Below are 26,824 nucleotides of genomic sequence, written 5' to 3'. Positions count from 1 at the left end.
CCGTTCGGCTGCGCGGCCCGCCCCTGCGTCAACCGAGCTCCAACCGAGTCGTAACCGAGCCCTGGAAGGCCGGGAGGGCAGGGGTGTCCCGGACTTCACCCTCCGTTCACCGGCAGTCCCACGTATGGCGTGGATGCGCACCTACCGTCACGCGTGACACACAGACGGAGGGACGAAAACGTGCGCGAACTGCTGCCGCTCATCGGCTCGCACCCGGGCGGGCGCTCAGCGTTGACCTGCCGCTACCGCTGCGGTGACGCCTGCTTCCAGGAGACGCCGAACACCAGCGACAACGAGTACGCCGGCGACATCATCGCCGGTGCCCTGTCCCGCCGGTCGATGATGCGGGCCGCCGCCGTGGTGACCGTCGCGGCCGCCGGAACCGCCGCGCTCGGTGGTCCGGCAGCCCCGCGCGCCGACGCCGCACCTCTCGCGGGACGCCCCGGGGGCAGGCCGAAGCCCACTCCTTCGGGTGCCCGGGGCCTGCGCTTCGCGGCCGTCGCCCCCAACAAGGACGACAAGGTCACGATCCCCGAGGGGTACGGCCAGAACGTGGTGATCCGCTGGGGCGAACCGATCCTGCGCGGTGCTCCCGCCTTCGACCCGGACAAGCAGTCGGCGAAGGCGCAGGCGAAGCAGTTCGGTTACAACAACGACTTCCTCTCCCTGCTCCCGCTCAAGGGTGAGCGCGGCCGTCAGGTGCTGGTCGCCAACCACGAGTACACGGACGAGATCCTGATGTTCCGCGGCTACGATCCGGCCAATCCGACGCGCGAGCAGGTCGAGATCGCCTGGGCGGCGCACGGACTCTCCGTGGTCGTCGTCCAGGAGGAGAACCGCACCGGCAGGCTGACCCCGGTCAACCGCCACCCGCTGAACCGCCGGCTGACCGCGACCAGCGAGTTCCGGGTGACCGGACCGGCCGCGGGCAGCCCGCTGCTGCGCACCTCCGCCGACCGCACCGGCAGCAGGGTCCTCGGCACCCTCAACAACTGTGCGGGGGGCACCACTCCGTGGGGCACCACGCTGCACGGCGAGGAGAACTTCAACCAGTACTTCGCCAACGGCTCCAGCGACACCGACAAGCGCTACGGCATCGGCACGGCCGGGACGGAGCGCAAGTGGGAGCGGTTCGACAAGCGCTTCGACCTGGCGCAGGAGCCCAACGAGGCGCACCGCTTCGGCTGGGTCGTCGAACTCGACCCTTACGACCCCGACTCCACGCCGCGCAAGCGGACCGCGCTCGGCCGCTTCAAGCACGAGGCGGCGCAGCCCCGGCTGACCGCGGACGGCCGCCCCGTGGTCTACATGGGGGACGACGAGAGGTTCGACTACTTCTACAAGTTCGTCTCCAGCAAGCGGATGAAGAAGGGCGACTCCCGGGCCGCCCGGGAGCACAACCTCACCCTGCTGGACGAGGGCACGCTGTACGTCGCCAAGCTGACGGGCGACTCCCCGGCAGCCGAGTTCGACGGCACGGGCAGGCTTCCCTCGGACGGGGAGTTCGACGGCAGCGGCGTCTGGATCCCGCTGGCCACCGGCGACACCTCGCACGTGCCGGGCATGACCGCCGACGAGGTCTACGTCTTCACCCGTCTGGCCGGTGACAAGGTCGGCGCCACGAAGATGGACCGTCCCGAGGACGTCGAGCCCTCGCCGCGCACCGGCCGCGTCTACATCGCCCTCACCAACAACACCGACCGCGGCAAGGCGGGCAAGGCCGGCGCGGACGAGGCCAACCCCCGCAACGCCAACAAGCACGGCCAGATACTGGAGTTGGCGGAGCACTGGGACGACCCGGCGGGCGACGGCTTCGCCTGGCGTCTCTTCCTCGTCGCGGGTGACCCGGAGGACCCGTCGACGTACTTCTCCGGCTTCCCGAAGGAGAAGGTCAGCCCCATCTCCTGCCCGGACAACGTCGCCTTCGACGACCACGGCAACCTGTGGATCTCCACCGACGGCAATCAGCTCGGTTCGCACGACGGGCTGTTCGGGGTCGCCACGCAGGGCGAGCGCCGCGGAGAGCTCAAGCAGTTCCTGACCGTGCCCACCGGGGCCGAGACCTGCGGACCCGTGATCCAGGACCGCCGCGTGCTGGTCGCCGTGCAGCACCCGGGCGAGGTCGACGGCGCGTCCGTGGAGAAGCCGGCGAGCGCCTGGCCGGACGGGCCGGGCAGGATCGTCCGGCCGTCGGTCGTGGCTGTGTGGCGCAAGGACGGCGGCGACGTCGGGGTCTGAAGCGGAAGCCCTCCTCCGGACGTGGGCAGGGAGCGCGGGTCCTGAAGTCCTCCGTCGGGGGCGGACGACTTCCGAGGTCATCGGCGACTTCGGTTCCTGACCCCGTCCGGGGCGCCTCACCGCATTAGAGTCGGACGCATGGTTTCCGGTGAGGCGCCGCAGGCGGAGGGAAGTGTCCGGGTCGATGCCTGGATCTGGGCGGTCCGGCTGACGAAGACCCGGTCGCAGGCGGCTGCCGCCTGCCGTGCGGGACACGTCCGGGTCAACGGCGAGCGCGCCAAGCCCGCCCAGGCCCTGCGTACGGGCGACGAGGTGCGGCTGCGGCACGCGGGCCGGGACCGGATCGTCGTCGTCTCCAAGATCGTGAAGAAGCGTGTCGGCCCGCCGGTCGCGGCGGAGTGCTTCGTCGACAACAGCCCGCCCCCGCCGCCCCGCGAGGCCGCGATCCAGGTCCCGGTCCGTGACCGGGGCACGGGGCGCCCGACCAAGCGGGACCGCCGCGAGATGGAACGCCTCCAGGGGCGGGGCCCCGACCCCGTCTAGACGGGGGTCGGGCGGGGTCGGGCGGCTCCGGCCGTCCCCGGCCCTAGCTCTGGTAGCCCTCCACCTCGGAGGCCGGGCGCACCCTGGCCTCCGAGGGGTCCTCGCCGTATTCGCCGAGCGCGCGCCGTTGACGCAGCAGGTCCCAGCACTGGTCCAGCCGCACCTCGATCTCGCGCAGCCGTGACTGCTCCTCGGAGGAGAGGCCCAGCTCCGCGGTGGAACGGGCGCGCAGGGTGCGCTCCTCGGCGATCAGCCGGTCGATGTTCTCGAAGATGTCCTGGTCGGCCATGAGCCTCTCCCGGTCCGGTGTCCTTCGCCCCTGTCAGATGACGAAGACGGTCTTGCCGCGCGCCCCGCCCGCACGGTTCTGGGCGAGCGCCTGCGGGGCCTTCTCCAGCGGGAGCTCCATGTCGACGGGGACGTCCAGTTCCCCGCGGGCCACCGCCGAGGCCAGTTCCTCCAGCAGCCCGGCGTTCGGGGCGAGCCGGAAGTCGGTCCAGGCGACCCCGGGGGGCGCGGGGGCGCCCCGGGTGGTGACCGTGACCCCGCCGTCGCGCACGAGCGAGGCGTACGAGGCGAACGACGCCGAGTCCGTGGAGACGAGGTCGACGAGCGCGTCGACGCCGTCCGGGTACAGGCCGCGCACCGCCGCTTCCAGCGCTTCGGCGCCGGCCGTGGTGTCGACGGTGGCGGTGGCGCCGAGCTCCCCCATCCGCCGGCTCTCGTCCCCCCGCACGGCGGCGACGACGCCGGTGCCGCGGGCCGCCGCGAGCTGCGTCAGGAAGCTGCCGACGCCGCCCGTCGCCCCGACGACCAGCAGGCTCAGCCCGCTGCGCACGGCGGTGCTCGACAGGATCTGCGCGGCGGTCGTCCCGGACGACGGGAGCGCCGCCGCGATCCGCAGCGGCATGTCGCGCGGGACCAGGGCGATCGGGGAGTCCTGGGGGACGCACACGTATTCCGCGTACGCCCCGCACCTCCCCAGGGGCGGGGCCGTGACCCGCCCGAAGACCGGGTCGCCGACCCGGAAGCTGTTGTCACCGCTGCCGATCATGTCCACGCGTCCCGCGAAGTCGGTGCCCAGGACGAGGGGGAACACATGCGGGCCGGCGCTGTCGGGCGGGCCGTCGGCGGTCTGCCAGTCGAGCGGGTTCAGCGCCGCGTACTCGACCTTCACCCGCACCTCGCCCGCCTCGGGGCCGGGCTTCGGCACCTCGACGAGACAGGGCTCCGCACGGAACGCGCTGACAGCGATGGCTCGCATACGGCAGACCTCTCAGTCGCCCCCGGCTCTCACGCATCCCACTGTCGCCCGGCCCCCGCACCCGCGCATGTCGGGCCGGGACGCGGGATCAGCCGCTGAGGAGGGCCCGCGGGACGCGCGGGGCGGCCCCGCCGCTTCGCGGGACGAGCGGGCCGGCCACGCCGCTCACACCGGGGCCCTGCCTCGGCGGACCGCCACGACCCGTGCCACGATGCCGCCGACCACCAGGACCGCGCCCACGAGCAGCACGATCCACGCCGTCGTCCGCAGCGAGGAGGTCAGGGCGTCGAAGACCGCGGCGGCCCCGTCCCGGTCGGTGCCCGGCACCTCGTCCAGCACCCGGTCGCGGCCGACGGCGACGGCGATCCGCAGCAGGGCCGCGCCGAGCACGAGACCCCCGCCCACCACGGCCGCGGTCGTCAGGAAGGCCCGCAGCCCGCCGCGTACGAGGGAGAGGCCCAGGACCAGGACGAGCAGCACCACCGTCCCGACGGCCGGCCAGACGCTGCAATACCTCAGCCACTGGAAGGAGGACCGCAGGTCGTCGGCGCGGTCGGCGGGCAGCACGGTGATCGAGGTCTCCCGGACCGGGATCTGATCGGCGAACGGCACCCCGCTGCCGACCAGCTCCTTCTTGACCTCTTCGATCACCGGTGCCAGGTCGATGGTGACGGCCTGCCCGTCGTCCCCGTGCAGCGAGTCGGTCACCGCCTGGTGCGCCGTGCGGTTCGCGCTGTCCCAGGCACGCTGGAAGGCCTCGGTCGTCGTGAACGACAGGGCGGTCTCGTGCAGGAACTTCTCGACGGTCTCCTGGAGCGGCCCGGCATCGATGTTCTTCATGGCCTCGTCGGTGACCAGCGTGGCCACGGTGTCCTGCACGTCCTCGTCGGAGGCCAGCGGGGAGACGGCGGCGAGATACCGGTCGGTGTCGTCGAGCTCCAGGTCGACCCAGGCGGAGAGCGCGCTCAGCGGCACCAGCACGGCCAGCAGGACGAGCAGTACCGCGGACAGGGACACCGAGAGACAGTTCCGCACAGGCACCAGCCAATCCCGTCCGGGGGCGCCGCGCTGCGGACCGTACGCCATTCGAGTTGCCGGGTGGCCCGGCCGGGTGTGCGCTGGAGGAACACGGGGGCGACGGAAGGAGCTGTGCGCCATGGCCACACACGCAACGATGCCGACGCGCCGACCAGCGCGTGCCCCCGCCCCCGCACGCCACGGCCACACCCCGCTCGCCTGGGCGACGCCCCTCGCGCTGGGCGTGATCCTCGGTTTCTGGGCCTTCTTCATCAAGCGGGACGGCGGAGCGACCACCGGCGGGCAGATCTGGCTCGGTGTCATCTCCGGGGTTGCCTTCGCGGTGCTCTGCTACGCCCTCGTGCAGATCCGGTGGGCCCTGCCGCGCGAGCTGCGCGCCGCCGGGTTCGGCGTGCTGGCCGGTGGTGCCGTCGGCTTCCTCTACAGCCTGAACGGCAACAGCGTGCTGGCGTCGGGCCTGCTCGGACTGGTGGTCGGCGCGGGGATGTTCTTCACGATGTTCTACGTCTACTACACGCGGGAGAACTGACCCGGCGGTCCCCGCCGGGGAGAGAGGCGCGGCCGCCGGATCCCGTCCGGCGGCCGCGCCCGGCCGTTCCGCCCCGCTTCGCGCGATTCGCCCCGCGACCGCCGCGCACCGTGCCATCGTGGCCGTGTCGTGTCCGCCCTCGACACCCCCGGCAAGGAAGATGGGCGGTTGACCTTCCCGGCGGGGGAAGCCCCAGCATCGGCGGTGCCGGGCGCATCCGTCCGGTACGAGGAGGCTGTGGTGCGAGACGGGGGCAGGGTGTCCGGGCGGGCGGAGCTGGTGACGATCGGGGAGTTCGCGCGGTTGTCCCGGCTCTCCGCGAAGGCCCTGCGCCGCTACGACGAGCTGGGGCTGCTCCGCCCCGTACTGGTCGACCCGGTGAACGGCTACCGGTACTACGACCGGACGCAGGCGGAGACGGCACGGCTGGTCGCGTGGCTGCGCCGGATCGGGATGCCGCTCGCCCGGATCGCCGAGGTGGTGGTGCTCGACGACGGCGCGGCCGCCGCGGAGGTCCGCGCCTACTGGGCGCGGGTGGAGGCCGAGACGGCCGCCCGCCGGGAGCTCGCGTCCTTCCTCGTCGGCCATCTGACAGCGAAGGAGAACGCCGGAATGTCGAACGGCAACGAGACCGGCCGGGGGCCGGTCACCCTGGGAATCCGTTACGCGGCGCTGGCCCACCCGGGTGCGGTGCGGACCTCCCAGCAGGACACGGCGTACGCCGGGGCGCGGCTGCTCGCCGTGGCCGACGGGTTCGGGGCGAGCGGTGCGGGCGCGAGTGTGGCCGCCGTCGACGCGCTGAAACCGGCCGCGCGCGGTGCGGTGGACGCGGCGGACCTGCTCGGTGTCCTGCACGAAGCGGCGGAGTCCGCCGCGCGGGCGGTGCGGGAGACGGTGGGTGGTGACGGCGCCCCGGCCGAGTCGGGGACCACGCTCACGGCCCTGCTGTGGACCGGGGAGCGGCTGGGTCTGGTGCACATCGGGGACTCCCGGGCCTATGTGCTCCGGGGCGGCGAGCTGTTTCGGATCACGCACGACCACACCCTGGTGCAGTCGATGATCGACGACGGCTCGCTGACCGAGGAGGAGGCGGCGTCGCACCCGCAGCGCGCGATGCTGCTCAGGGCCCTGACCGGCGGCCGGGAGGCGACGCCGGCCGGCCCGGACGTCCGGCTGCACGACACCCTGCCGGGCGATCGCTATCTGCTCTGCTCGGACGGGCTGTCGGCGGTCGTGGGCGCGGCGGACCTGACCCGCGCTGTCGTCGCGGCGGACGGTCCGGACGCGGCCGTACACGCCCTGGTCGCCCTGGCCGGTGAGGCGGGCGGCCCGGACAACGTGTCCTGCGTCGTGGCCGACGTCGTCGCCCTCTGACCTCGCGCCCCGCCCGGGTCCCGCACACGGGCCCCGGGCGGAAGGTTCTCCGTCCGGGGCTCAGTCGCGGACGACGGTGACCGGGCAGGTGGCGTGCTGGGCGACGTGGAGGCTGACCGAGCCGAGCAGTGTCGCCTTGAAGCCGCTGTAGCCGCGGGCGCCGACGACCAGCAGGTTCGCGCCCCGGGAGCGTTCCAGCAGGGTCTGGGCGGGGTTGCCGATCACGACGATCTTCTCGACCGCCGCCGCTCCCTCCCCGCCGAGGGCCTCCTCCAGTGCCTCGTTGAGGGCCACGGTCGCCACCGCCTGCGGGTCGAAGTCCTCCGGCATCCCCGGCATCATGGACGCCCAGCCGGTCGCGGGGTACTCCCAGCTGTTGACCGCCTCGACGGTGTCGCCGGTCAGCTCGGCCTGGCGTACGGCCCAGCGCAGCGCCTTGATCGAGGCGTCCGATCCGTCGACGCCCACGACGATCCTGCCCATGTCTGCCTCCAGTGCGTAGGAACATGTACGGCATACAGGGAGTAACTGTAATCAAGACGGACATCGGGGGCCGGGTCGACCCCCGACGGTGCGGTCAGCTGATCCGCAGATCCGCCAGCTGCTGGGCGAACGGGACGACCGCGTCCTCGCCGTCGTCGAGCGTGAGGGCCCGCGAGGCGCCGGAGACGGTCCGTCCCGTGACGGCGGAGGCGAGCTCGCCTCCCGCGCGCCGGATCCGGGCGGGCAGTCCCTCGGTGTACTCGTCGCCGTGCGAGCCCCAGTCCTCCGACGCCGCGTACACGGAGGTCGGGAGGACGACCGCCCGCAGGTAGGCGAAGAGCGGGCGCATCGCGTGCTCCAGGACCAGCGAGTGCCGGGGGGTCCCGCCGGTCGCCGCGATGACGACGGGCTTGCCGGTCAGCGCGGTGTTGTCGACCAGGTCGAAGAAGGACTTGAACAGCCCGCTGTACGAGGCGGTGAACACGGGCGTCACGGCGATCAGGCCGTCCGCCCCCGTCACCGCGTCCAAGGCCTTCTTCAGACCGGCCGGCGGGAAGCCGGTGACCAGGTGGTTGGCGATGTCGACGGCGAGATCGCGCAGCTCGACGACCTGGACCTCGACCCGGCGGTCCTGGTCGGCCGTGAGCCGCTCGCGGGCGGCCTCGGCGAGACGGTCGGCCAGCAGCCGGGTGGACGAGGGGCTGCTGAGCCCGGCCGCGACGGCGACGATCTTCAGGGGGGCGGTGGTCCGCACGGTGGTCAGAGCTCCTTCGGGTCCGCGGCGGCGGCCGCTCGGGCGGCGGCGACCGCGGGGTGGACGGGGGCGTCCGGCACTCCGGCCGGGCGCAGACGGGCGAACTCCTTGCGCAGGACGGGCACGACCTCTTCGCCCAGGATGTCGAGCTGCTCCAGGACCGTCTTGAGCGGCAGGCCCGCGTGGTCCATCAGGAACAGCTGGCGCTGGTAGTCGCCGACCTCGTCGCGGAAGGAGAGGGTCCGCTCGATGACCTCCTGCGGGGAGCCGACGGTCAGCGGGGTCTGCTGGGTGAAGTCCTCCAGGGAGGGTCCGTGCCCGTAGACCGGCGCGTTGTCGAAGTACGGGCGGAACTCCCGTACCGCGTCCTGCGAGTTCTTCCGCATGAACACCTGGCCGCCGAGGCCCACGATGGCCTGCTCGGCGGTGCCGTGGCCGTAGTGGGCGTAGCGGCGCCGGTAGAGGTCGACCATCTTCTTCGTGTGCTCCATGGGCCAGAAGATGTTGTTGTGGAAGAACCCGTCGCCGTAGTAGGCCGCCTGCTCGGCGATCTCCGGGGAGCGGATGGAGCCGTGCCAGACGAACGGCGGGACGCCGTCCAGCGGGCGCGGGGTCGCGGTGAAGGACTGCAGCGGGGTGCGGAACTTCCCCTCCCAGTCGACGACGTCCTCACGCCACAGCTTGTGCAGCAGCGCGTAGTTCTCGATCGCGAGCGGGATGCCCTGACGGATGTCCTTGCCGAACCACGGGTAGACCGGCCCGGTGTTCCCGCGGCCCATCATCAGGTCGACGCGGCCGTCGGCCAGGTGCTGGAGCGTGGCGTAGTCCTCGGCGATCTTCACCGGGTCGTTGGTGGTGATCAGCGTGGTGGAGGTGGAGAGGATCAGGTTCTCGGTGCGGGCGGCGACGTAGCCGAGCGTGGTCGTCGGGGAGGACGGGACGAACGGCGGGTTGTGGTGCTCGCCGGTCGCGAAGACGTCCAGGCCCACTTCCTCGGCCTTGAGCGCGATCGCGAGGGTCGCCTTGATCCGCTCGTTCTCGCTCGGTGTCGTCCCGGTCGTGGGGTCGGTGGTGACGTCCCCGACGGTGAAGATCCCGAACTGCATGGTGCCCGCCTCCAAAGTTTTGGTTGAACGTTGAACTATGTGAACACACCCTACAACGGAGCACCCCCCTTCCCTATTCCGCCCGCTCCGGACCGGCGCCCGGCAGGGCTGCGTACCCTGAGGAGGGCGCCCGTCGGGCCGCCGGACGAGGGAGTGGCCGATGAGCGAGAGCGAACGGTGGAAGGAGCGCGGCGTCCTGCTGCGCGTCTTCGTCTACGTCTTCGCGACGCACCTCTTCGCCGGCTTCGTCATGCTCCTGTTCTACGTGGGCGGCCACGCCGACCGGTAGCGGATGCGTGACCGGTCCTTGCCCCTGCGCGCACTGCTCCGGCGCACCGGTCCGAGCCGTCGTTCCCGGTCCCCGGGGGCCGGTGCGCGCTAGACTCACCGCATGACCTCCGTACCGTGCCGTGCCTGGTGGCGCTCCTCCTAGGAGCGGCCACCCCACCTGCGCGGAACCAGGGCCGTTCGATCGTCGGACGGCCCTTCCTGTTGCCCCGGTGCCCCACGGCGGGCCGTCCTCCACGCGTACACCACCAGCGAGGAGAGCCCCGTGACCACGACCACCGACCTGCCCGTCACTCCCGCCGCGCGCCGCAGCGCCGAACTGGAGCGGCAGCTCGCCGAGGACCCCGGCCGCTTCCGTGTCCTCACCGGCGACCGGCCCACCGGGGCCCTGCACCTCGGGCACTACTTCGGCACCCTCCACAACCGGGTACGGCTCCAGGACCTCGGCGTGGACGTCTTCGTCCTCGTCGCCGACTACCAGGTCCTCACCGACCGGGACGTCGCCGAGCGGCTCACCGAGCACGTGGAGGGGCTGCTCCTGGACTACCTCGCCATCGGGATCGACCCCGCCCGCAGCACCGTGTTCAACCACAGTGCCGTCCCGGCCCTCAACCAGCTGATGCTGCCGTTCCTCTCGCTGGTCTCCGTCGCGGAGCTCGGACGCAACCCCACCGTGAAGGACGAGATCGCGCACTCCCGGCAGTCCTCCGTCAGCGGTCTCATGTACACCTACCCGGTGCACCAGGCCGCCGACATCCTGTTCTGCAAGGGCAACCTCGTGCCCGTGGGGCAGGACCAGCTGCCGCACCTGGAGATCACCCGCACCGTCGCCCGGCGCTTCAACGAGCGGTACGGGCCCGTCTTCCCCGAACCCGACGCACTGCTCTCCGCCGCGCCCCTGCTGCTCGGCACCGACGCCACCAAGATGAGCAAGAGCCGGAACAACTCCATCGCCCTGGGCGCCGGTGCGGACGAGACCGCCCGGCTGATCAAGGGCGCGACCACCGACGGCGACCGCCGCATCACCTACGACCCCGAGCTGCGGCCCGGGGTGTCGAGCCTGGTCCTGCTCGCCGCGCTCTGCCTCGACCGCGATCCGCACGAGCTCGCCGACGAGATCGGGGACAGCGGCGCGGCCGGTCTCAAGCGGACCGTGACGGAGGCCGTCAACGCCCGCATGGCGCCGATCCGCGCCCGGCGGGCGGAGTACGCCCAGGACATGGGCTACGTGCGGGAGGTGCTGCGCGCCGGGAACGAGCGGGCGAACGCCGTGGCCGAGGCGACCCTCCAGGAGGTGCGGGAGGCGATGGGAACGCTCCGCTAGCCGGGGCCACCGGCCGGGCCCGGGGCGGCGGCCAGGCGCCGCCGCTCAGCGCCGGGTCATCGCCCGCTGCCCGCGCAGCAGTTCGGCCAGTCCGCGCCGGGTCGCGGCGATCACCACCCGGTCCTCGGGCCGCAGCACATAGCCCGGGTGCAGGTCCCACACCAGGCCGGAGGGCCGGTCCGGGGCCCCGGCCGACGTCGGGTCGAGCGGGTCGTACGGCGGTACGGCGGCGAGGTCCGGGCGGCGGTCGGCCGGCGGGGTGGCGTCCAGGGCCAGGACCCGCCAGGCGCCCGCCCGGAACGCCTGCTCGACGGTCCGGCCCTCCAGCTGGGGGTGGCCCGCCACCTCCAGGGCCGCGAAGAGCATCACCTTGCGTTCGACCGGGACGGCCCCCAGGATCTGCCGGCCCATCATGGCGACCGCGAACGCCGGGGCGGCCAGGTGGGACACCGAGCGGGAGCGGGTCAGGGCCTGGGGGTGGGCCGTGCGCAGGGTGCGGTAGACGGCGGTGGCGAACTCGTCGTCGTACAGGCGCAGTGCCACCCGGAGGTCCGGCTTCACCGAGCGGGCGTACAGCGCGGCTTCGAGGTTGGTCGTGTCGACGCTGGTCAGGGCGAGCAGCGCGTGGGCCCGGCGGATCTTGGCGGCCTCCAGGACGCCCTCCTGGGTGACGTCGCCCAGGACGGTCGGGACGTGCAGGCTGCGGGCCAGCGGGATACCGCGCGCCTCCGGGTCCTCCTCGACGACCACCACGGGGATGTCCAGCTCACGGAGGCGCACCAGGACCCTGGTGCCGATCTTGCCGAGTCCCAGCAGGACCACGTGGCCGGACAGGCCGCGCGGCGGGCGGCGCAGCGAGGACGCGGTGCGCAGGGAGCCGAACGCCTCCAGGACGGCGGCGACCAGCAGGGGCAGCAGGAGGAGTCCGGCCATGCCGGAGAGCAGCTGGATGACCTGGCGGGACGAGGAGTCCTTGTCCTCCACTGCGGGGTCGCCCATGGCCAGCAGGTCGAGCAGGGTCAGATAGGCGGCGTGCAGCGGGCTGTCCCCGGTGGTGATCACCGAGGCGACGGCCAGGGCGACCACGGCCGCCGCGACGCCCAGCGCCGACCAGCGCAGCCTCCGCGAGAAGACCTGGCCGAGCGGTGCGCCCCTGCCGCCCATGCGGGTGGGCGCCCGGTCGGGCCCGGCCTGGCTGATGGCCTCCAGGACGACCGTGCCCCGGCCCGTCGCGGCGTTCACCGTCGCCTGGTCGGGCAGCAGCTGGGGGCCCTCCTCGCCGCTGCTGTCGGAGCCCTCGGCGCCGGCCGGGTCCTGGCTGGTGGCCGAGAGCAGGGCCAGGGTGCACAGTCCGGGGTCGGCGAGCTCGCCCGGCCGGGGCGGGGTGCGTTCGACGGCGCGCAGGAGCAGGCCCTCGGCCTGGATGACCTTGCTGCTGCCGGTCAGCGCGGTGGCGGCCAGGGCGGGTGCGGCGGTGTCGGCGTCGGACAGGACGGTGGTGGAGGAGTCCAGCGCCGCCGGGTCGAGTCCGGGCATGGAGACGGCGGCGGCCTGGTCGAGCAGGGTCTCCAGATGCTGGCCGAGCTTGCGGTTGTAGAGCCTGATGACGAGGCGCAGGCGCGGATTGAGCCGCCGGGCCGTCAGGGCGGCGCGTATGTTGAGCTCGTCGTCGTCGTAGACGAGGGCGAGGGCGGCGGCGCGGTCGACGCCGGCCTCCTCCAGCACGTCGTCGGTGGGCTCGTGCGCCTCCATGATGCGGACGGCCTCGACCCCGGCGTTCGTGTCCCCGTTCCCGCCGGCCACCCCGTTGCGGTTCATCGCGGCGGACATCCGCCCGAACAGGGCTCCCGCACGGGCACGTTGGGTCAGCGGAAGCTCCGGGCGGCCGGTGTCACGGCCCGGCGGGACGAGCAGCGTGACCCGCTCCCCGTACACGTAGCGCAGCTCCACGGCGAGCCGGCGGGCGAGGGTGTCGTCGCCGCAGACCACCATGTGGCCGACGTTCGGGGGACGTTGGGGCTGCTGAGGGAATGAGGACACGGCACCCAGCATGCCTGGTGCTCCTTCCGTGCGGATCTTCCGGGGGCGTCAGATCTCCCTGCGCCGGGACGTGGGTGCGGCGAGGAGACGGCGCGGACCGGCCGCGCGCTCGATGGCCGTCTCGACGGCGGCGATGCGGTCGGCGAGCAGCCCCAGCGCCCCGACCGCGCGGGCGGCGGGACCGTCGTCCGGGCCGCCGAGGGCCTGTGTGCGCACGTACGAGGAGGTGACCGACGCCCAGCGGCCGGCCTGTTCCGGTGTGAGTGTGCCCCGCAGGGCCGCCAGTTTCAGCAGGTTCGACTCGGCGCCGGTGGTGAGCGTCTGGGCCTCGGCCGTGTAGTGGTCGGTGACGACGGCGGCGAGCTCGGCGTCGTTCATGACCGGCACGATCCGCTCCACGATCTTGTTCATGTCGCGGTACGAGCCCTGGAGGCGGAACGGCGGTTCGGTGCGCGTGGCGTCGGTCCGTGCCGCCGAGGCGATGTACGCCGCGTTCACCGCGAGGACGGTGTCCCGGGCGGTCAGCAGATGGCGCAGGACGGAGACGATCCGCTCCAGTTCCGCCGGCGAGTAGGGGTGTTCGAGCTGGTCCGCGCGGGCCGAGGGGTCCGTGCCGGATGCCAGGCGCACGAGCAGGTCGAGGTCGCTCCGGGACCGGCCGGCGAGCGGAGCCAGCACCGGGTTGGCGGTCAGCGCGTTCTCGACGAAGCTCAGCGCGAAGACCTCGTCCCGCCCGCTCAGGACCTCGCCCAGATTCCGGACGTCGGCCCGGTTGGCGAGCATGTCCGGGATGCGGAAGCGTGCGCCGGACTCGGTGTACGGATTGCCCGCCATGACCACGGCGAACCGCTTCCCCCGCAGGTCGTGGCTGCGCGGCTGCCCGTCCCGCACCCCCTCGACGCGCCGGGTGGCGTCGCAGAGCGGGATGAACTTCTGGAGCAGCTCGGGGGAGGTGTGCTGGATGTCGTCCAGGTGGAGCAGGGTGTTGTTGCCCGACTCGAAGGCGAAGTTGATCTTCTCGACCTCCCTGCGGGCCGTCGCGCCGGGTGCCAGGGCCGGGTCGAGCGAGGTCACGTCGTGACCGAGGTTCGGGCCGCTGACCTTGACCAGCATCATCCCGAGCCGCTCCGCGACGTACTCCATGAGCGTCGTCTTGCCGTAGCCCGGCGGCGACACGAGCAGCAGCAGGCCCTGGGAGTCGGTGCGCCGGTCCGCGTCGGCGGTGCCCAGCTGCTTGGCCAGGCTGTCGCCGATCAGCGGCAGGTACACCTCGTCCAGCAGCCGGCTGCGGACGAACGCCGGCATGGCACGCGGCCGGTGGTCGTCCAGCCGCAGCCGCGCGCGCTCGGCGGCGACCAGACCGGTGCGCAGCCGCTGGTAGGCGCGGAAACCCGGCACGGCGTGGGTGCGGAAGCCGGCGGTACGGGAGAGGAATTCGTCCAGCCGGACCGGAAGCCGCCCCCGCACCACGCGCGGGTGGTCACCCAGGAGCCCCTCCACGGTCGCGGTCAGCGGCGCGTCGCAGTCGTAGCGCTCCAGCTCCGGGCAGAGCTCCACGGCGACCGCCTCCGCGAGGTCCCCGGCGTCGGTGTCCGAGCCGCTCGCGGCGGCGTACGAGGAGAGCCAGCCCTCCACCAGCCGGCGCCGGGCGGGGAGGTCGTCGGAGAGTGCTGCCAGGTCGTCGTCGTACGCCGATGTGCCCACCGCACGGCGGAACGTGTCGAGGAACGTCACGGCTGCGGCGCTCGTGACGAACGCACCGGACCCGCCGGCCAGCTCCTCGAAGAGGTACTCGGCGACGGTGTCCTCCGCGTCCATCGCCACCGCCCACTCCTTCTGGAGGACGGCGACGGCGGGTGCGAGCCCGAACGTGTCACGCGCACGCGCCAGCGAGCCGGCCTGACGCGCCCAGGAGGCGCGCAGGGCGTCGTCGGCCCCGTGCGCCCAGAAGAGCTGGGCCGCCGCCCGCACCGAGGACGGGAAGCGGAGCAGGCCCGCTCCGGCGCGCAGCCGCAGCAGGACGGTCAGGACGGCTAGGGCGTCCTCGTCGTGGACGCCCCGCTGGTACCCCTCGTCGTACGCCGCCGCCGCGGCCTCCCGCACGAGCGGGGCGAGATCCGCCCCGGCCAGGGCGTCCGCGCCGTGCTCCTCCAGGAGCCGGGCGGCCAGGTGCTCCGCGCGGTAGACGTCCGCGGACTCCGAGGGCAGCGTCCGGTCCCAGTGGGCGCGGGCCGCCTCGAACTCCGGGGCGGTGACCGGCGCGCGGTAGTCGGTGCCGGTGAGCGCGAAGGCGACGCCCTCCCCGGAGGGGACGAGGGTCAGGTCGAAGGGCCTGGTGTTCACCGCGAAGCGGTGGCGGCCCAGCCGGATCACGGCGCCGCCGTCCGTGTACAGCTCGCTCCGGTCGCGCAGGGCGCGGCCCGCCTCCTGCCGGGCCGACTTCAGCCGCCCGTCGAGTTCCCCGGCGCGCACCGGGTCACCGAGGGCGCGGAGCTCGTCGGCGGTGCGGCGGACCTTGGCGACCATGGGGTCGGAAGCGAAGTAGGTGTGGACGGCGTCCAGGTCCTCCAGACCGGCCAGCCGCCGCGACACCGTCTCCAGGACCCGGACCGCCGACCCCGCGAGGCGCTCCGCACGCCGGGCCCGGCCGTCCTGGAGGGTCTGCTTCCGGCCCGAGAACGCCTCGTACACCTCCGTACGGCGCTCGCCGAGCCGTGCGAGGAAGTCGTCGGACTCCGCGAAGCGGGACTCCAGGTTCTCCAGCTGGAGCAGGATCCGGGCCAGCTGCTCGTCGCACGCCTCAGGGGAGTCGGCCGAGCCCAGCGCGCCCGTGACGGCCTGCCCGAGGAGCGCGAACTCGGCGGCGAACCCGGCCCGCCCCTCGTGGGACACCAGCTCCCCGCGCCGGGCGTCGAGGGTGGCGCGGGCGCGGTTCGCGCCGCCCATGACCTCGGCGATCCGCTCCAGGACCGACGTACGGACCGTGGCGTCGCCCATGTCCAGCCCGGCGACGACGTCAGTGACGTTCGCGAGGCCGTCCGTGATCTCCGTCAGCCGGTCCCCGACGGCCGAGGCCTCGGCGACGGTCTCCAGACCGGCGGCGTCGGCGGTGATGCGCGCGAGGTCCTGGTGGTAGCCGGTGAAGGCGTCCTTCCCGGCGAGGAAGGCGACCGCCCGCTGGGCGGCCGACTCCAGATCCCGTGCCGTCTCCTCCTCCAGCACGGCGATGCGGTCGGTGTCGGCGTACCGCGTCCCGGCGAGCGTCGACAGGTGGCCGTGCGCCTGCCGGAGCTCGGTGAGGCACCCCACCCAGGCGGCGGCCGAACGCGGGGCCTCGCCCCGGACGCGGCGGACGAGCGCGGTGAGCGAGGCGGACGCCTCGTCCAGGGCGAGGGAGGCCCGCCCGGTCAGCTCCTGGACCGTCTCGAGCTCGTCCAGGATCTGACGGGCGGTGGCCCGCAGCTCCTCCAGCGGCTCGGCCAACGAGCCCAGTTCGGGATCGGCGAGCCAGTGGTAGCGGTCGCCCGCCCGGGCGCAGTCCTCGACGAGCCTGCGGTGGACGGCGCCGGTCGGCGTCATGTCCCGTACGCCGTGCGCCAGGGCCAGGCAGTCGGAGATCCCGCGCACCAGGTCGGCGTTGCCGGTCCGGGCGAGCGGGCCCGTCCCGGCGGGACGGGAGGCGGCATGGATGTCGGAGACGTACGGGGTCTGCCAGCGCTGCAGCGGGTGCACCCGCCCCGGACCGTCCTCGCCGCCCTTGAGGAGGATCAGCGTCCCGTCGTCGAGCAGGGCGTGGCCCCGGCCGGCCAGCGGGGTCGCGACCTCCTGGCGGATCACGTTGTACGGCAGGAGCAGGGTGCGGCTCCCGTCCCGGGACCGGAAGACGTACAGCACGTCCTCGCCGTTCGGCGAGCGGACGGCGTCCTCGAAGACGGGGTCGGTGAGCTCCTCGGCGGTGTCGAAGGTCCTGGCGGTGCCGGTCGTCAGGTAGAAGCCGCCGGGGAAGATGATCCCCTGGTCCTCGGGGAGGCGGTGGCAGGACGGGCCGATCGCGTCGAGGCGCCGCACGTCGGACAGCAGCGTGTTGAAGACCAGGTGGCGCCAGGCGTCCTCCTTGTACGGGCGCACCCGCAGCAGGATCAGCGGTCCTGCCACGGCGTACTCGACGGCGGCGTCCGCGAGCGACTGCAGCGGCTCGTCGACCGGCTCCTCGTGGATCCCGCCAGGTGACTCGGTGTCGTCGACGGTCCTGACGGTGAGGGTGCCGCCGAGCGTGTCGACGAAGACCGTGTCCAGGACCGCGATGTGGGGGTGCCTGCCGGGCACGTGGGCGTCCCGCCCGGCAGGGATCCAGTCGAAGTCGTGCGAGGGCGGGAACACGTGGTCCCGGTCGCCGCGGGCGTCCAGGAAGCCGCCGGGCGCGCCGTCCGGGCCCAGCGCCCAGCGCAGGACACGGATGTCCTCGGCGGTCTCACCGGTGCGGAAGACTGCCAGCAGGCGGCCGTTGACCCGGCGCAGCCGGAGCAGCCGGGCGTCGCGGTAGTACCGGTGCAGGGAGACGAACTCCCGCACGAACGCCTCGTCGTCCAGGATCCCCTCGTCGGCCTCCTCCAGGCCGGGTCCGCGGAGTGCGAGCACCTCGCCCACCCCGGTGTCCCCGCGCGCACCCGGCCCCCGCTCGAACCCGAACAGCAGCCGCCCGCCCACGGCGACGAGGTCGCGGGCCACCGAGGCGTCCTCCGTGCGCACCTGCTCGGTGGCGAGCAGGCGCAGCCCGGCGGAGCCGAACTCCTCGGTCCGCCGGGTGTTGAGCGCTTCCGCCCGCCGGACGAGCTCGTCGGCCTGGTCCCGGAGCCGTCGCCGGAGCACCTCGTAGGCATCGGCGTCGGCTTCGGTCAGGGTGAGGTCGCGGTCCATGGGTGAGGCTCCCTGTGAGATGTCGTTCCACTGTCCGGGCCGGCTGCGGGCCAGGCACCTGCCGGCTAGACGACGGCCGTTCCGTTGTGCGGGGCCGTCCCGTTCGACGAAGGCGCTCCCGCGCCCGCCAGGGACGACACCGTCGTCCCCGCCAGTCCCAGCTCCTCCGCCGCGGCGAGCAGTTGCTGCAGCGGGCCCGAGGCCGCCCCCGGTGACCGCATCAGCCGGGTCAGCAGCGCCGACACCGTCAGGTTCTGGACGTCCCCGGTCGACAAGGACCCCAGCACCCGGGTCAGGTCGTCCGTGAACGAGGACGTGCCGTCCAGCCACGGACCGGCCAGTGCCCGCGCGGTCTTCGAGTTCTCCACGAACCCGTCCACGCTCCGGCCGAGCGAGATCGAGGACACGAGACGGTCGAAGAAGACGGAGTCGCCTCCCACGATGTCGATGTCCGCGTGCTCCAGTCCCGTCGCCAGGACCTTCGCCTGGGCCTCGGCCACCTGGCGCCGGACGTCGAACTCCGCGAGCCTGATTGCCTTCTCCGCGTCCAGCCGCAGCCGGTACTCCTCGTGTCCGCGTGACGCGTCGTCGAGTGCCGCCATCGCCGCGGCCTTCCGGCTCAGCCCCTCTGCCTCGGCCTTCAGCTTCCCGCCGATCACGGCCGCGTCCGCCGCGGCCTGGGCCTGCGTGCCCTCGGCGACCGCCAGGGCCTTGAGGCGCGCGCCTTCCGCCTCCGCCTTGAGCAGGGCCTCCGTCGCCAGTGCCTCCGCGCGGCCCGCCTTCTCCGTGACCTCGGCCTCGGCCTCCCGGACCCGGACGTCCGCGAGCCCCGCGGCGGCGGTCTCCGCCTGGACGCCTTCCGCGAGCCGCAGCTTCGCCCGTGCGTCGAGGTCGGCGGTCTTCAGCCGGGCGTCCGCGAGTGTCAGCTGCTCGGCGGCCAGGTGCACCGCCGCCGCCTCCGCGGCCTCCGCCGCCTTGATGTCCTTGACCAGCTTCTCCTGGGCCTCCGCCTCCGCCGCGATGATGACCGACCTGCGGGTGCGCTCCGACTCCTCGACGGACCGCAGGGTCAGGATCGACTCCTCCTGCTCGGCGACCGTGCGGTCCACGGCGATCCGCTCCCGGATCACGTCCGCGACCTCACGGCGTTCGGCCTCGACCTCCTTCGTCGCGGCGATCCGGTTCAGCTCGGTCTCGCGCTCCCGCCCGATGACCTCCAGCAGCCGGTCCTTCTCGATGCGCTCGTTCTCCACGGCGATGACCCGCTCGCGGTTCTTCTGGGCGACGGCGACCTCGCGGGCCTGGTTCTCCCGCTGGATGCCGAGCTGCTCCTCGGTGCGGATGAAGGCGCTCTGCGACCCGAGCCGCTCCTCCTCCTGCACCCGGGCGGTGGCCGCCTCCTCGCGGGCCCGCAGCGTCTCGACCTCGCGGCGCTGCTTGATCTCGGCCTCGGACTGCCGGCGCTCCAGCTCCAGGATGGTCTCCCGGGCGTCGACGTCCTGACGGGTGATCTCCTTCTGCTCGGTGCGCTGGAACTCGTTGGTCCGCACGTGCTCGATCGCCGTCAGCTCGGTGATCTTCCGGATGCCCTGCGCGTCCAGGATGTTGGCGCCGTCGAGCTGCGCCATAGGCGTCTGCTCCAGGAAGTCGATCGCGGCGTCGTCGAGGTGGTAGCCGTTCAGGTCGGTCCCGATGACCCGGATGATCCGGTCCCGGAACTCCTCGCGCTTGGTGTAGAGGTCGACGAAGTCGAGCTGCTTGCCGACGGTCTTGAGCGCCTCGGAGAACTTCGCGGCGAAGAATTCCTGGATGGCGGCCTTGTCGCTGGCGCGCTCCGTGCCGATGGCCTGCGCGACCTTGATGACGTCCTCGACGGTCTTGTTGACCCGGACGAAGAAGGTGATGTGGATGTCCGCGCGGATGTTGTCCTGGCAGATCAGGCCCTCGCGGCCGGTACGGCGGATCTCGATTGTCTTCACCGAGATGTCCATGGTCTCGGCCTTGTGCAGCACCGGGAGCACCACAGCGCCGGTGAAGGTGACGTCGACCTTCTTGGTCTTGGAGATGATCAGCGCCTTCCCCTGCTCGACCTTGCGGAAGAGCCGGGTGATGACGAAGCCCAGAGCGATGGTGATGAGCAGGACAACGGCGACGAGCACGCCGATGCCCCAGGAGATGGCATCCATGTCGGTCCTTGACGGCTGGTGGGACGTACGCGGGCGTACGAAGAGGGAGGAGGGCCCCGCTCGGCATGCGGAACCACGGGCCCGAGGGCCCGGAAAGGGGGAAGGAGGAGGGTCAGCCGGCGGTGCGGGGCAGCGGCCTCGGGGCGAGCGCCGCGTCGTACGGCGAGACCCAGAAGAACTCGCCGTCGGCGTCGTAGGCGTAGAGCAGCCCCGTACTGCCGGAGGTGAACACGTCGGCCGGTGCGGACGGCCGCAGCGGCTGGCGCACCTGCACGATGGCCGTCGAACCGTCGGCCGCCGCGACCTCGGCCTGCCCGAAGTCGGTGCTGACGGACCCCGTACGGATCGTGCAGACCTGGCCCAAGAAATCCTCCCGCGACGGAGGAGGTTCCGCGGGGAAGAACCGGCGGAATCGGCGTACGAGCATGCGGACCACCCCCCAGGCGATCAGAAGCGCACCCGCCAGGACGGCGAGGTGGAGTGCGGCCCGCGGGGTGCCGGTCGCTCCGCTGCGGAGGACCAGGACCGAGCCGGTGAGGCCGGTGAACCAGGCGAGGACGACGAACAGCGACACCGAGACGGAGACCGGCACCCCGCCGAAGCCGACCGCCTCGCTGTCGAGGTCGGTGTCGAAGGAGTCCGGCCCGGCGGCCCCGAACAGGACCAGCAGCCAGAAGCCGATGACGACGACCAGGGCGGCGCAGAAGACCACGGCCGGGAACGCGACTGCTGCGGAAAGGAATTCGGTCATCCGGCCCACCCCCTGCGACGCGACACGCTGTACGGTCCCGGGAGGCGGGGCGGCGGCGGGCGGCGCGGGGCACCGGTGCCGCAGCACCGCGAACGGCCCTGCGGCAACCGGTTCCTTCCCCCGTGTTCCCCCGCAACCCCCGTGTTTCCCCCGTGTGTTGCTGAAGTAATCGTGCCAGCCGGGGCCGTCCGGGCGCATTGCCGGAATCCGGCAGCCTTCACGGGCAGGGGCTGCCGGGCACCGGCACCCCTCCTCATGCGTTGACGGGGTGACAGTGCTGATCATGTACGGAGGAGTTCGCCGTGGCGGAGCCGGAGATCCCCGAGAGGTTCCTGGAGGGGTACGCCCGTGTCCTGGCCGAGGTGGCGGAGTCCGGCCGCCGGCTCACCCGGGACGAGCTGGAGGAGCGGCGGGCCCTCGGGCGTGAGGCCGCGGAGGCCGGGCACCAGCTGCGGGCCCTGGTGCACCGCCATCTCTCGGAGACCCGTGCCGCCTGGCCGCGCGCCGTGTCGGGGACCTCCGCCACCGATGCCGTGCTGGGGGCCGTGGAGCAGGCGGTCGACGCCTTCGCGGAGGGTTTCGAGCGCGCCCAGCGCCTCACCGTGCGGCGCGAGGAGGCCGCGCGGCGCGAGTTCATCGACGACCTGCTGTACGGGCGCAGCGACCTGGGCAGGCTCGCGGAGCGGGCCACCCGGTTCGGGCTGCGGCTCTCCCGGGCCCACGCCGTCGCGGTGGCGTCGGGCCCCGACGCGTACACCGAGTCCGATGCGGTGCCGCGCAGCGTGGAGGCGGCCCTGCTCGCCCGCTTCGGGGGCCGGAAGATCCTGCTCACGACGAAGGACGGACGTCTCGTGTGCATCGCCCCGGGCAGCCAGCCGGACGTCCTGCGGTACTTCGCGAAACAGGCCCATGCCGCGACGGACGGCGGCCAGGTCGCCATCGGCCGCCCGCACCGTGGGCCCGGCGGGGTGGTCCACTCGTACGACGAGGCGCTCGACGCCCTGGAGCTCGCGCAGCGGATGGGGCTCGACGACCCCGTGCTGTACGCCGCCGATCTGCTGGTCTATCCCGTGCTGACCAGGGACCGTCAGGCGATGGCCGATCTGGTGCGCAGTGAGCTCGGTCCGCTCAGAGAGGCGCGGGGCGGTGCGGAACCGCTGCTGCGGACGCTGTCCGTCTACTTCGACGCGGGCTGTGTCGCGGCCGAGACGGCCCGCCGGCTCTCGCTGAGCGTTCGCGCGCTGACGTACCGCCTGGAGCGGATACACCAGCTGACCGGCTCCGACCCGTCCGATCCGATGCACCGCTACACCCTGCAGACGGCGGTGATCGGCGCCCGGCTGCTGGACTGGCCGGCGAAGGAGCTCTGACCCCGCGCGGGAGGGAACCCCGGGGCGTACGGGCCGAGGGCCCGGCCCGTACGCCCCGGGCGGCCGGTCCTACAGGTCGAACTCGTGCGGCGGCAGGTCCAGCGTGAAGCAGGCCTCCCGGACGACGGCCTGCTCGGACTTGTCGAAGTCGCCGTCGGCGCCGCCGATGACGATGCCGATCTGGATGACGGCCCGCGCCTCGGTGGGCTTCTTCTTCGCCTTGGCGATCTCCTGGAGCACGCTGACCTTGCCGAAGGCGAAGTCCGCGGTCAGCTTGTCCACGTACGCGTTGAACCGGCGCTGGAGGTCGTCCGCCGGGAAGTTCCGCAGGACGTCGTTGGTGGCGATCAGGGAGGCGACGCGCTGCCGCTCGGACGGGTCGATGGTGCCGTCGGCGGCGGAGACCAGGGCGCACATGGCCATGCTCGCGTCCCGGAACGCCCCGCTTTTGAGGTCGTTCTTCTTCGCCTCCAGCTGCGTCTGCATCGTCGACGCGGATTCCTTGATCCGATCCCAAAGGGCCATGACGTCTCCATACGTTGCGTTGCCTGTGGTGCGGGAACCACTGGAACTCTACAGCGGTGTAGAAGAACGACGGATGGACGGCGGCCGACAGGCAGTTCTACGGCCCCTCAGTAGGATGCGGCGGATGAACAGGCCCACAGGTACGGACGGCGACGGCACCCAGGACGGCCCCCGGCTGCCCCGGCGCGGCCAGGGGCAGCTCGAGTCCCAGGTCCTGACCGTGCTGCGCTCGGCGGGCGGCCCCGCGACGGCCGGCTGGGTCCAGGAGCACCTCGACGGCGACCTCGCCTACACCACGGTGATCACGATCCTCTCCCGCCTCCACGCGAAGAAGGCGGTCACCCGCACCCGGCAGGGCCGCTCCTACGTCTGGACCCCGGCGTCCGACGTGGCGGGTCTCGCCGCCCTGCGGATGCGCCGCGTCCTGGACGGGGAGAGCGACCGGGAGGCCGTGCTGGCGCGCTTCGTCTCCGCGCTCTCCCCGGGCGACGAGGCACGGCTCCGCGCGCTGCTCTCCCGCGCGGCCGAGGACGCCGACGCCGAGGAGGGTCCCGGCGGGCCCGACGACTCCGCCGCGCCGGAAGGCTGAGAGCCACCACGATGGGCGTCTTCGTCTACCTGCCACTCGTCCTGCCCCTGACCGCACTGCCCATGGCGCGTCTCGCCGAACAGCATCTGCACCCCAGGAGCGCCACCCGCCTGCTGGCCGTCGTGGGCTCGACCCTGGCCCTGTGCAGCACGCTGTGCCTGGCCCTGCTCATGGTCGTGGGCACGGCCCAGCTCCCCGGCAACCCGCTGCCCGACGGCTGGTCGGACCCCGAGGTGCGCGCCGCGCTGCCGTACGAGGAGAAGACCGGACCGATCGCCATCGTCGTCCTGGGAGCGGTGCTGGTGGCCTGCGGCTCCACCCTGCTGCGGCACACCAGGACCCGGGCGCGCGCGGCCCGCGCCCTGCCGCCGCCGGCCGGACCGGGGGACGGCGGGGACCTCGCGGTGGTCCCGTCGCCCGACCCGTACGCGTACGCCCTCCCGGGCGGGCGCGGGCGCGGCGGCCGGGTCGTCGTCTCCACGGCGATGCTGGAGTGCCTCGGCGCCCGCGAACGGCGGGCGCTCGTCGCCCACGAGCGCGCGCACCTGACAGGCCGCCACCACCGCTATCTGCTGGTGACGCAGCTGGCGGCACGCGCCAACCCGTTCCTCCTGCCCCTGCGCACGGCCGTGGCGTACAGCACCGAACGCTGGGCGGACGAGGAGGCGGCGCACGCGGTCGGCAGCCGCCGGGCCGTCGCCACGGCGGTCGGCACGGCGGCCCTGGTCTCGCACCGGCCGCCGGGCCCCGCCGTGCTCCCCGCCTTCGCGGCGGCGGGCCCCGTACCCCGCCGGGTGGCTGCGCTGCTCGACCCGGAGCCCCCGGCCGGACTCTGGCCCCCGGCCTCGGCGCATCTGGCCCTCGCGGCGGTGACCGCGACGGCGGGGACGGCTGCCTCGGCGCTGTCGTCGCTCAACGCGACGGTCACGCTCGTCTCCGTCCTCCACGCGGCCACCCCGCTCTGAGCGGGCGCCTCAGGCCGCCTCAGTCGGAGTCGCGCCCCGCGTGCTCCGGTGTGAGGTCGTCGTGCGAGGGCATCGGCTGGTCCCCCGCGGGGGCCGGCTTCTTCCGCTTCCCGGCCAGTGCGGCCTGGAGCTTCGTGGCGACCGGTTCCGTCCACCGGGCGGTGAGCGGCCCGGCGATCACCAGGATCAGCACGTACGCGGTCGCGATGGGCCCGATCCGCGGTTCCGTGGCCACGGCCAGACCGGCGATGACGATCGAGAACTCCCCGCGCGCGACCAGCGTGCCGCCCGCGCGCCAGCGGCCCCGGGGTCCGATCCCGGCGCGCCGGGAGGCGTACCAGCCGGTGCCGATCTTCGTGAAGACGGTGACGATCGCCAGCAGCGCCGCCGGGAGCAGCACGGGCGGGATCTCCGCCGGGTCGGTGGACAGCCCGAAGAAGACGAAGAAGACGGCCGCGAACAGGTCGCGCAGCGGCGTCAGCAGCTTGCGCGCGCCCTCGGCGACCTCGCCGGAGAGGGCGATGCCCACGAGGAACGCGCCGACGGCGGCGGACACCTGGAGCTGCTGGGCCACCCCGGCCACCAGGACGGTGAGCCCGAGGACGACGAGCAGCAGCATCTCCGGGTTGTCGGAGGACACCGCACGGCTGATGAGCCGGCCGTGTCGCAGCGCCAGGTACAGCACGAACCCGACGGTCCCGAGGGCGATCAGCAGCGCGATGCTGCCACCGGCCAGGCCGACACCGGCGAGCATCGCGGTGAGCAGCGGCAGGTAGACGGCCATGGCGAGGTCCTCGATGACGAGGACACCGAGGATCACGGGCGTCTCGCGGTTGCCGAGCCGTCCCATGTCGGTCATCACCTTGGCGATCACGCCGGACGACGAGATCCAGGTGACCCCGGCCAGGGCGACGGCCCCCACGGGCCCCCACCCGAGCACCAGGCCGGCGATCGCACCGGGCGTCGCGTTGAGCACGAAGTCGACGACCCCGGACGGATACTGCGTCTTGAGGCTGGTGACCAGCTCCGAGGCGCTGTACTCCAGGCCGAGCAGGAGCAGCAGCAGGATGACGCCGATCTCCGCCCCGATGGCGGTGAACTCCTCGCTGGCCCCGAGCGGCAGCAGACCGCCCACACCGAACGCGAGTCCGGCGAGCAGGTACAGCGGGATCGGCGAGAGGCCTATTCGGCCGGCGAACCTCCCGATGATGCCGAGCCCCAGGATGACGGAGCCCAGCTCCACGAGCAGCGCGGTCGTGTCGTGCATGGTCACCCCTCCGCAATGATCTCGGAGAGCGTGTCGACGCCCTCACGTGTTCCCACGACGACGAGCGTGTCCCCGATGGCCAGCCGGAAGTCCGGCCCCGGCGACGGGTGCGCGCTGTGCGTGCGCAGCACGGCCACGATCGAGGCGCCCGTCCGCGTCCGCGCCCGGGTGTCGCCGAGCAGCCGCCCGCCGTACGGGGAGCGGGTCCCGAGCGGGATGTGCTCGGTGACCAGGTCTATCCCCTCGGTCCGTACGGCATCGATCGGCGCCGCGTCGATGAGGTGCGCGAGCCCGGTGGCCTCGGCGGTCGTCAGGGGTACGGAGAGCACGCACGAATCCGGGTCGTCCTGCTCGTAGAACCCCAGGAACCGCCGTCCGTCGTGGTGCACGACGACGGAGATGTGCTGCCCCGACTCGGTGGTGTAGTCGTACTGGACGCCGACTCCTGGCAGCGACGTGCGGTGGGTTCCCATGGCTTCCTCCCGAGGAGCGCGCGGCGGCGGGGCGCGCTTTTGATCATCTCTTTAGCTGCTCATTACCCTAACCGGAGGGCGCTTCCGGGCGTCGGGCAGCGCGGGGACACCGGGGCGGGCGCACCGGCGACGGCGTCAGGGGCGGGTGCCGGACGGGCATGATGCCGGGTAGCCACAGTCGTGGACACGGACGGGAGCGGAGCCCCATGACGAGCGCGCCTGACTACAGCCAGGGTGTCGACGCCGAGCGCGCCCTCAAGTTCGCCGTGCAGCACGTGCGGGGCGATCGCGTCCAGATCATCGAGGGGATCATCGAGCCGGTGTCACCGACCTGGGACCACGAGCGTGCCGCCCGACTCGTCCGCCGCCGGATCGAGGGCCGGGTCGATGAGCTGGGGTGTGTCGAAGGGTCGGGGAACCTCGACCTGCCGGGCTCGTCCAACTGGTACGCCCCCGACATCGCCGTGGTGCCCGAGGAGCTCGCGAAGGGCGGGGGCGCGCTGCTCCCGGACCAGACCCTGCTGGTCGTGGAGGTCACCTCGGAGTCCAACGCGGAGACCGACCGTGTGGTCAAGCGCCGCCGGTACGCGGAGTACGGGGCGCCCCTCTATCTCCTCGTCGACCGGATGGAGGGCAGTGCGACGCTGTTCTCCGAGCCGGGCCGGCTGGGATACACCCGTGTGGACGGGCCGCACCCCTTCGGGGCGGTGCTGCGCCTGCCCGCCCCCTTCGAGGTGGACATCGACACGAGCGCCCTGTCGTCCGTCTGACCGCTCGCGCCGGTCCGATGCCTCCCCGTG

23 protein-coding genes are annotated in these 26,824 nt (G+C 73.0%); 10 read left to right on the top strand and 13 right to left on the bottom strand.

The window, feature by feature from the left end; translation table 11 throughout:
• Nucleotides 1–180: 180 nt before the first annotated feature.
• Both OG488_RS18345 and OG488_RS18340 read left to right on the top strand, forming a co-directional pair.
• The gene (locus OG488_RS18345) at nt 181–2,238 is read left to right on the top strand and encodes a PhoX family protein (protein WP_329230602.1); all 2,058 of its coding nucleotides are present in this window, start codon (nt 181–183) and stop codon (nt 2,236–2,238) included.
• 138 nt (nt 2,239–2,376) lie between these two features.
• Entirely contained in the window at nt 2,377–2,781 is a 405-nt protein-coding gene (locus OG488_RS18340; RefSeq protein ID WP_329230600.1) for an RNA-binding S4 domain-containing protein, read from the top strand.
• Nucleotides 2,782–2,824: 43 nt separating this feature from the next.
• On the opposite strand, the gene OG488_RS18335 is transcribed toward OG488_RS18340, so the two are convergent.
• The 3 genes from OG488_RS18335 to OG488_RS18325 form a co-directional block, all read right to left on the bottom strand.
• Nucleotides 2,825–3,070: a DUF2630 family protein gene (locus tag OG488_RS18335; protein WP_329230598.1), complete on the bottom strand. Its 246-nt coding sequence runs from the start codon at nt 3,068–3,070 to the stop codon at nt 2,825–2,827.
• A gap of 33 nt (nt 3,071–3,103) precedes the next feature.
• Nucleotides 3,104–4,045 carry an NADP-dependent oxidoreductase gene (locus OG488_RS18330; RefSeq protein WP_329230597.1) on the bottom strand — a complete coding sequence of 314 codons (942 nt, stop codon included), beginning with the start codon at nt 4,043–4,045 and terminating at the stop codon, nt 3,104–3,106.
• 165 nt (nt 4,046–4,210) lie between these two features.
• Nucleotides 4,211–5,131, bottom strand: a complete 921-nt coding sequence (locus OG488_RS18325; RefSeq protein ID WP_329230595.1) for a hypothetical protein — start codon at nt 5,129–5,131, stop codon at nt 4,211–4,213.
• Nucleotides 5,132–5,201: 70 nt separating this feature from the next.
• Here OG488_RS18325 and OG488_RS18320 point away from each other — a divergent pair, with 70 nt between their 5' ends.
• Together OG488_RS18320 and OG488_RS18315 are read left to right on the top strand one after the other, a co-directional pair.
• Nucleotides 5,202–5,612, top strand: a complete 411-nt coding sequence (locus OG488_RS18320; protein WP_329230593.1) for a hypothetical protein — start codon at nt 5,202–5,204, stop codon at nt 5,610–5,612.
• Nucleotides 5,613–5,849: 237 nt separating this feature from the next.
• Nucleotides 5,850–6,986 (top strand): MerR family transcriptional regulator, encoded by a 1,137-nt coding sequence (locus tag OG488_RS18315; RefSeq protein WP_406463324.1) that lies wholly within the window; start codon nt 5,850–5,852, stop codon nt 6,984–6,986.
• Nucleotides 6,987–7,046: 60 nt separating this feature from the next.
• On the opposite strand, the gene OG488_RS18310 is transcribed toward OG488_RS18315, so the two are convergent.
• The 3 genes from OG488_RS18310 to OG488_RS18300 form a co-directional block, all read right to left on the bottom strand.
• Nucleotides 7,047–7,469 carry a universal stress protein gene (locus OG488_RS18310; RefSeq protein WP_329230590.1) on the bottom strand — a complete coding sequence of 141 codons (423 nt, stop codon included), beginning with the start codon at nt 7,467–7,469 and terminating at the stop codon, nt 7,047–7,049.
• A 94-nt stretch (nt 7,470–7,563) separates the two neighbouring features.
• Complete coding sequence (locus tag OG488_RS18305; protein ID WP_329230588.1) at nt 7,564–8,223, bottom strand: FMN reductase; 660 nt, start codon at nt 8,221–8,223, stop codon at nt 7,564–7,566.
• A 5-nt stretch (nt 8,224–8,228) separates the two neighbouring features.
• Nucleotides 8,229–9,329 carry an LLM class flavin-dependent oxidoreductase gene (locus tag OG488_RS18300; RefSeq protein WP_329230587.1) on the bottom strand — a complete coding sequence of 367 codons (1,101 nt, stop codon included), beginning with the start codon at nt 9,327–9,329 and terminating at the stop codon, nt 8,229–8,231.
• Between the two features lie 160 nt (nt 9,330–9,489).
• Between OG488_RS18300 and OG488_RS18295 the strand changes: the two genes are divergently transcribed.
• Nucleotides 9,490–9,618 carry a DUF6126 family protein gene (locus OG488_RS18295; RefSeq protein ID WP_267074804.1) on the top strand — a complete coding sequence of 43 codons (129 nt, stop codon included), beginning with the start codon at nt 9,490–9,492 and terminating at the stop codon, nt 9,616–9,618.
• A gap of 264 nt (nt 9,619–9,882) precedes the next feature.
• Complete coding sequence (trpS, locus tag OG488_RS18290; protein ID WP_329230583.1) at nt 9,883–10,941, top strand: tryptophan--tRNA ligase; 1,059 nt, start codon at nt 9,883–9,885, stop codon at nt 10,939–10,941.
• A 45-nt stretch (nt 10,942–10,986) separates the two neighbouring features.
• On the opposite strand, the gene OG488_RS18285 is transcribed toward trpS, so the two are convergent.
• The 4 genes from OG488_RS18285 to OG488_RS18270 all read right to left on the bottom strand — a co-directional run bounded on the left by OG488_RS18285 (nt 10,987) and on the right by OG488_RS18270 (nt 20,835).
• Nucleotides 10,987–12,993 (bottom strand): NAD-binding protein, encoded by a 2,007-nt coding sequence (locus tag OG488_RS18285; RefSeq protein ID WP_329230582.1) that lies wholly within the window; start codon nt 12,991–12,993, stop codon nt 10,987–10,989.
• 36 nt (nt 12,994–13,029) lie between these two features.
• Nucleotides 13,030–17,898 carry a DNA repair ATPase gene (locus OG488_RS18280; protein ID WP_329230579.1) on the bottom strand — a complete coding sequence of 1,623 codons (4,869 nt, stop codon included), beginning with the start codon at nt 17,896–17,898 and terminating at the stop codon, nt 13,030–13,032.
• Nucleotides 17,899–17,963: 65 nt separating this feature from the next.
• Nucleotides 17,964–20,084: a flotillin family protein gene (locus OG488_RS18275; RefSeq protein WP_329230577.1), complete on the bottom strand. Its 2,121-nt coding sequence runs from the start codon at nt 20,082–20,084 to the stop codon at nt 17,964–17,966.
• A gap of 112 nt (nt 20,085–20,196) precedes the next feature.
• Entirely contained in the window at nt 20,197–20,835 is a 639-nt protein-coding gene (locus tag OG488_RS18270) for a hypothetical protein (RefSeq protein ID WP_329230575.1), read from the bottom strand.
• Nucleotides 20,836–21,137: 302 nt separating this feature from the next.
• On the opposite strand from OG488_RS18270, the gene OG488_RS18265 reads away from it, so the two are divergent.
• Nucleotides 21,138–22,205, top strand: coding sequence for a PucR family transcriptional regulator (locus tag OG488_RS18265; protein ID WP_329230573.1), 1,068 nt, complete (start codon nt 21,138–21,140; stop codon nt 22,203–22,205).
• 69 nt (nt 22,206–22,274) lie between these two features.
• On the opposite strand, the gene OG488_RS18260 is transcribed toward OG488_RS18265, so the two are convergent.
• The gene (locus OG488_RS18260; protein ID WP_329230571.1) at nt 22,275–22,730 is read right to left on the bottom strand and encodes a tellurite resistance TerB family protein; all 456 of its coding nucleotides are present in this window, start codon (nt 22,728–22,730) and stop codon (nt 22,275–22,277) included.
• Nucleotides 22,731–22,854: 124 nt separating this feature from the next.
• Between OG488_RS18260 and OG488_RS18255 the strand changes: the two genes are divergently transcribed.
• Nucleotides 22,855–23,319 carry a BlaI/MecI/CopY family transcriptional regulator gene (locus OG488_RS18255; RefSeq protein ID WP_329230569.1) on the top strand — a complete coding sequence of 155 codons (465 nt, stop codon included), beginning with the start codon at nt 22,855–22,857 and terminating at the stop codon, nt 23,317–23,319.
• A gap of 11 nt (nt 23,320–23,330) precedes the next feature.
• On the top strand, nt 23,331–24,284 hold the full coding sequence (locus tag OG488_RS18250; protein WP_329230567.1) for a M56 family metallopeptidase: 954 nt from the start codon (nt 23,331–23,333) through the stop codon (nt 24,282–24,284).
• Between the two features lie 19 nt (nt 24,285–24,303).
• On the opposite strand, the gene OG488_RS18245 is transcribed toward OG488_RS18250, so the two are convergent.
• Both OG488_RS18245 and OG488_RS18240 read right to left on the bottom strand, forming a co-directional pair.
• The gene (locus OG488_RS18245; RefSeq protein ID WP_329230565.1) at nt 24,304–25,551 is read right to left on the bottom strand and encodes a cation:proton antiporter; all 1,248 of its coding nucleotides are present in this window, start codon (nt 25,549–25,551) and stop codon (nt 24,304–24,306) included.
• A 2-nt stretch (nt 25,552–25,553) separates the two neighbouring features.
• Nucleotides 25,554–26,024, bottom strand: a complete 471-nt coding sequence (locus OG488_RS18240; protein WP_327116989.1) for a cation:proton antiporter regulatory subunit — start codon at nt 26,022–26,024, stop codon at nt 25,554–25,556.
• A 206-nt stretch (nt 26,025–26,230) separates the two neighbouring features.
• Between OG488_RS18240 and OG488_RS18235 the strand changes: the two genes are divergently transcribed.
• Nucleotides 26,231–26,794 (top strand): Uma2 family endonuclease, encoded by a 564-nt coding sequence (locus OG488_RS18235; RefSeq protein WP_329230562.1) that lies wholly within the window; start codon nt 26,231–26,233, stop codon nt 26,792–26,794.
• Nucleotides 26,795–26,824 lie beyond the last annotated feature (30 nt).

It is taken from the genome of Streptomyces sp. NBC_01460 (assembly GCF_036227405.1).
GTDB lineage: Bacteria > Actinomycetota > Actinomycetes > Streptomycetales > Streptomycetaceae > Streptomyces.
The sequence above is the reverse complement of the archived record's forward strand: the minus strand, read 5'-3'. Positions and strand labels throughout refer to the sequence as shown.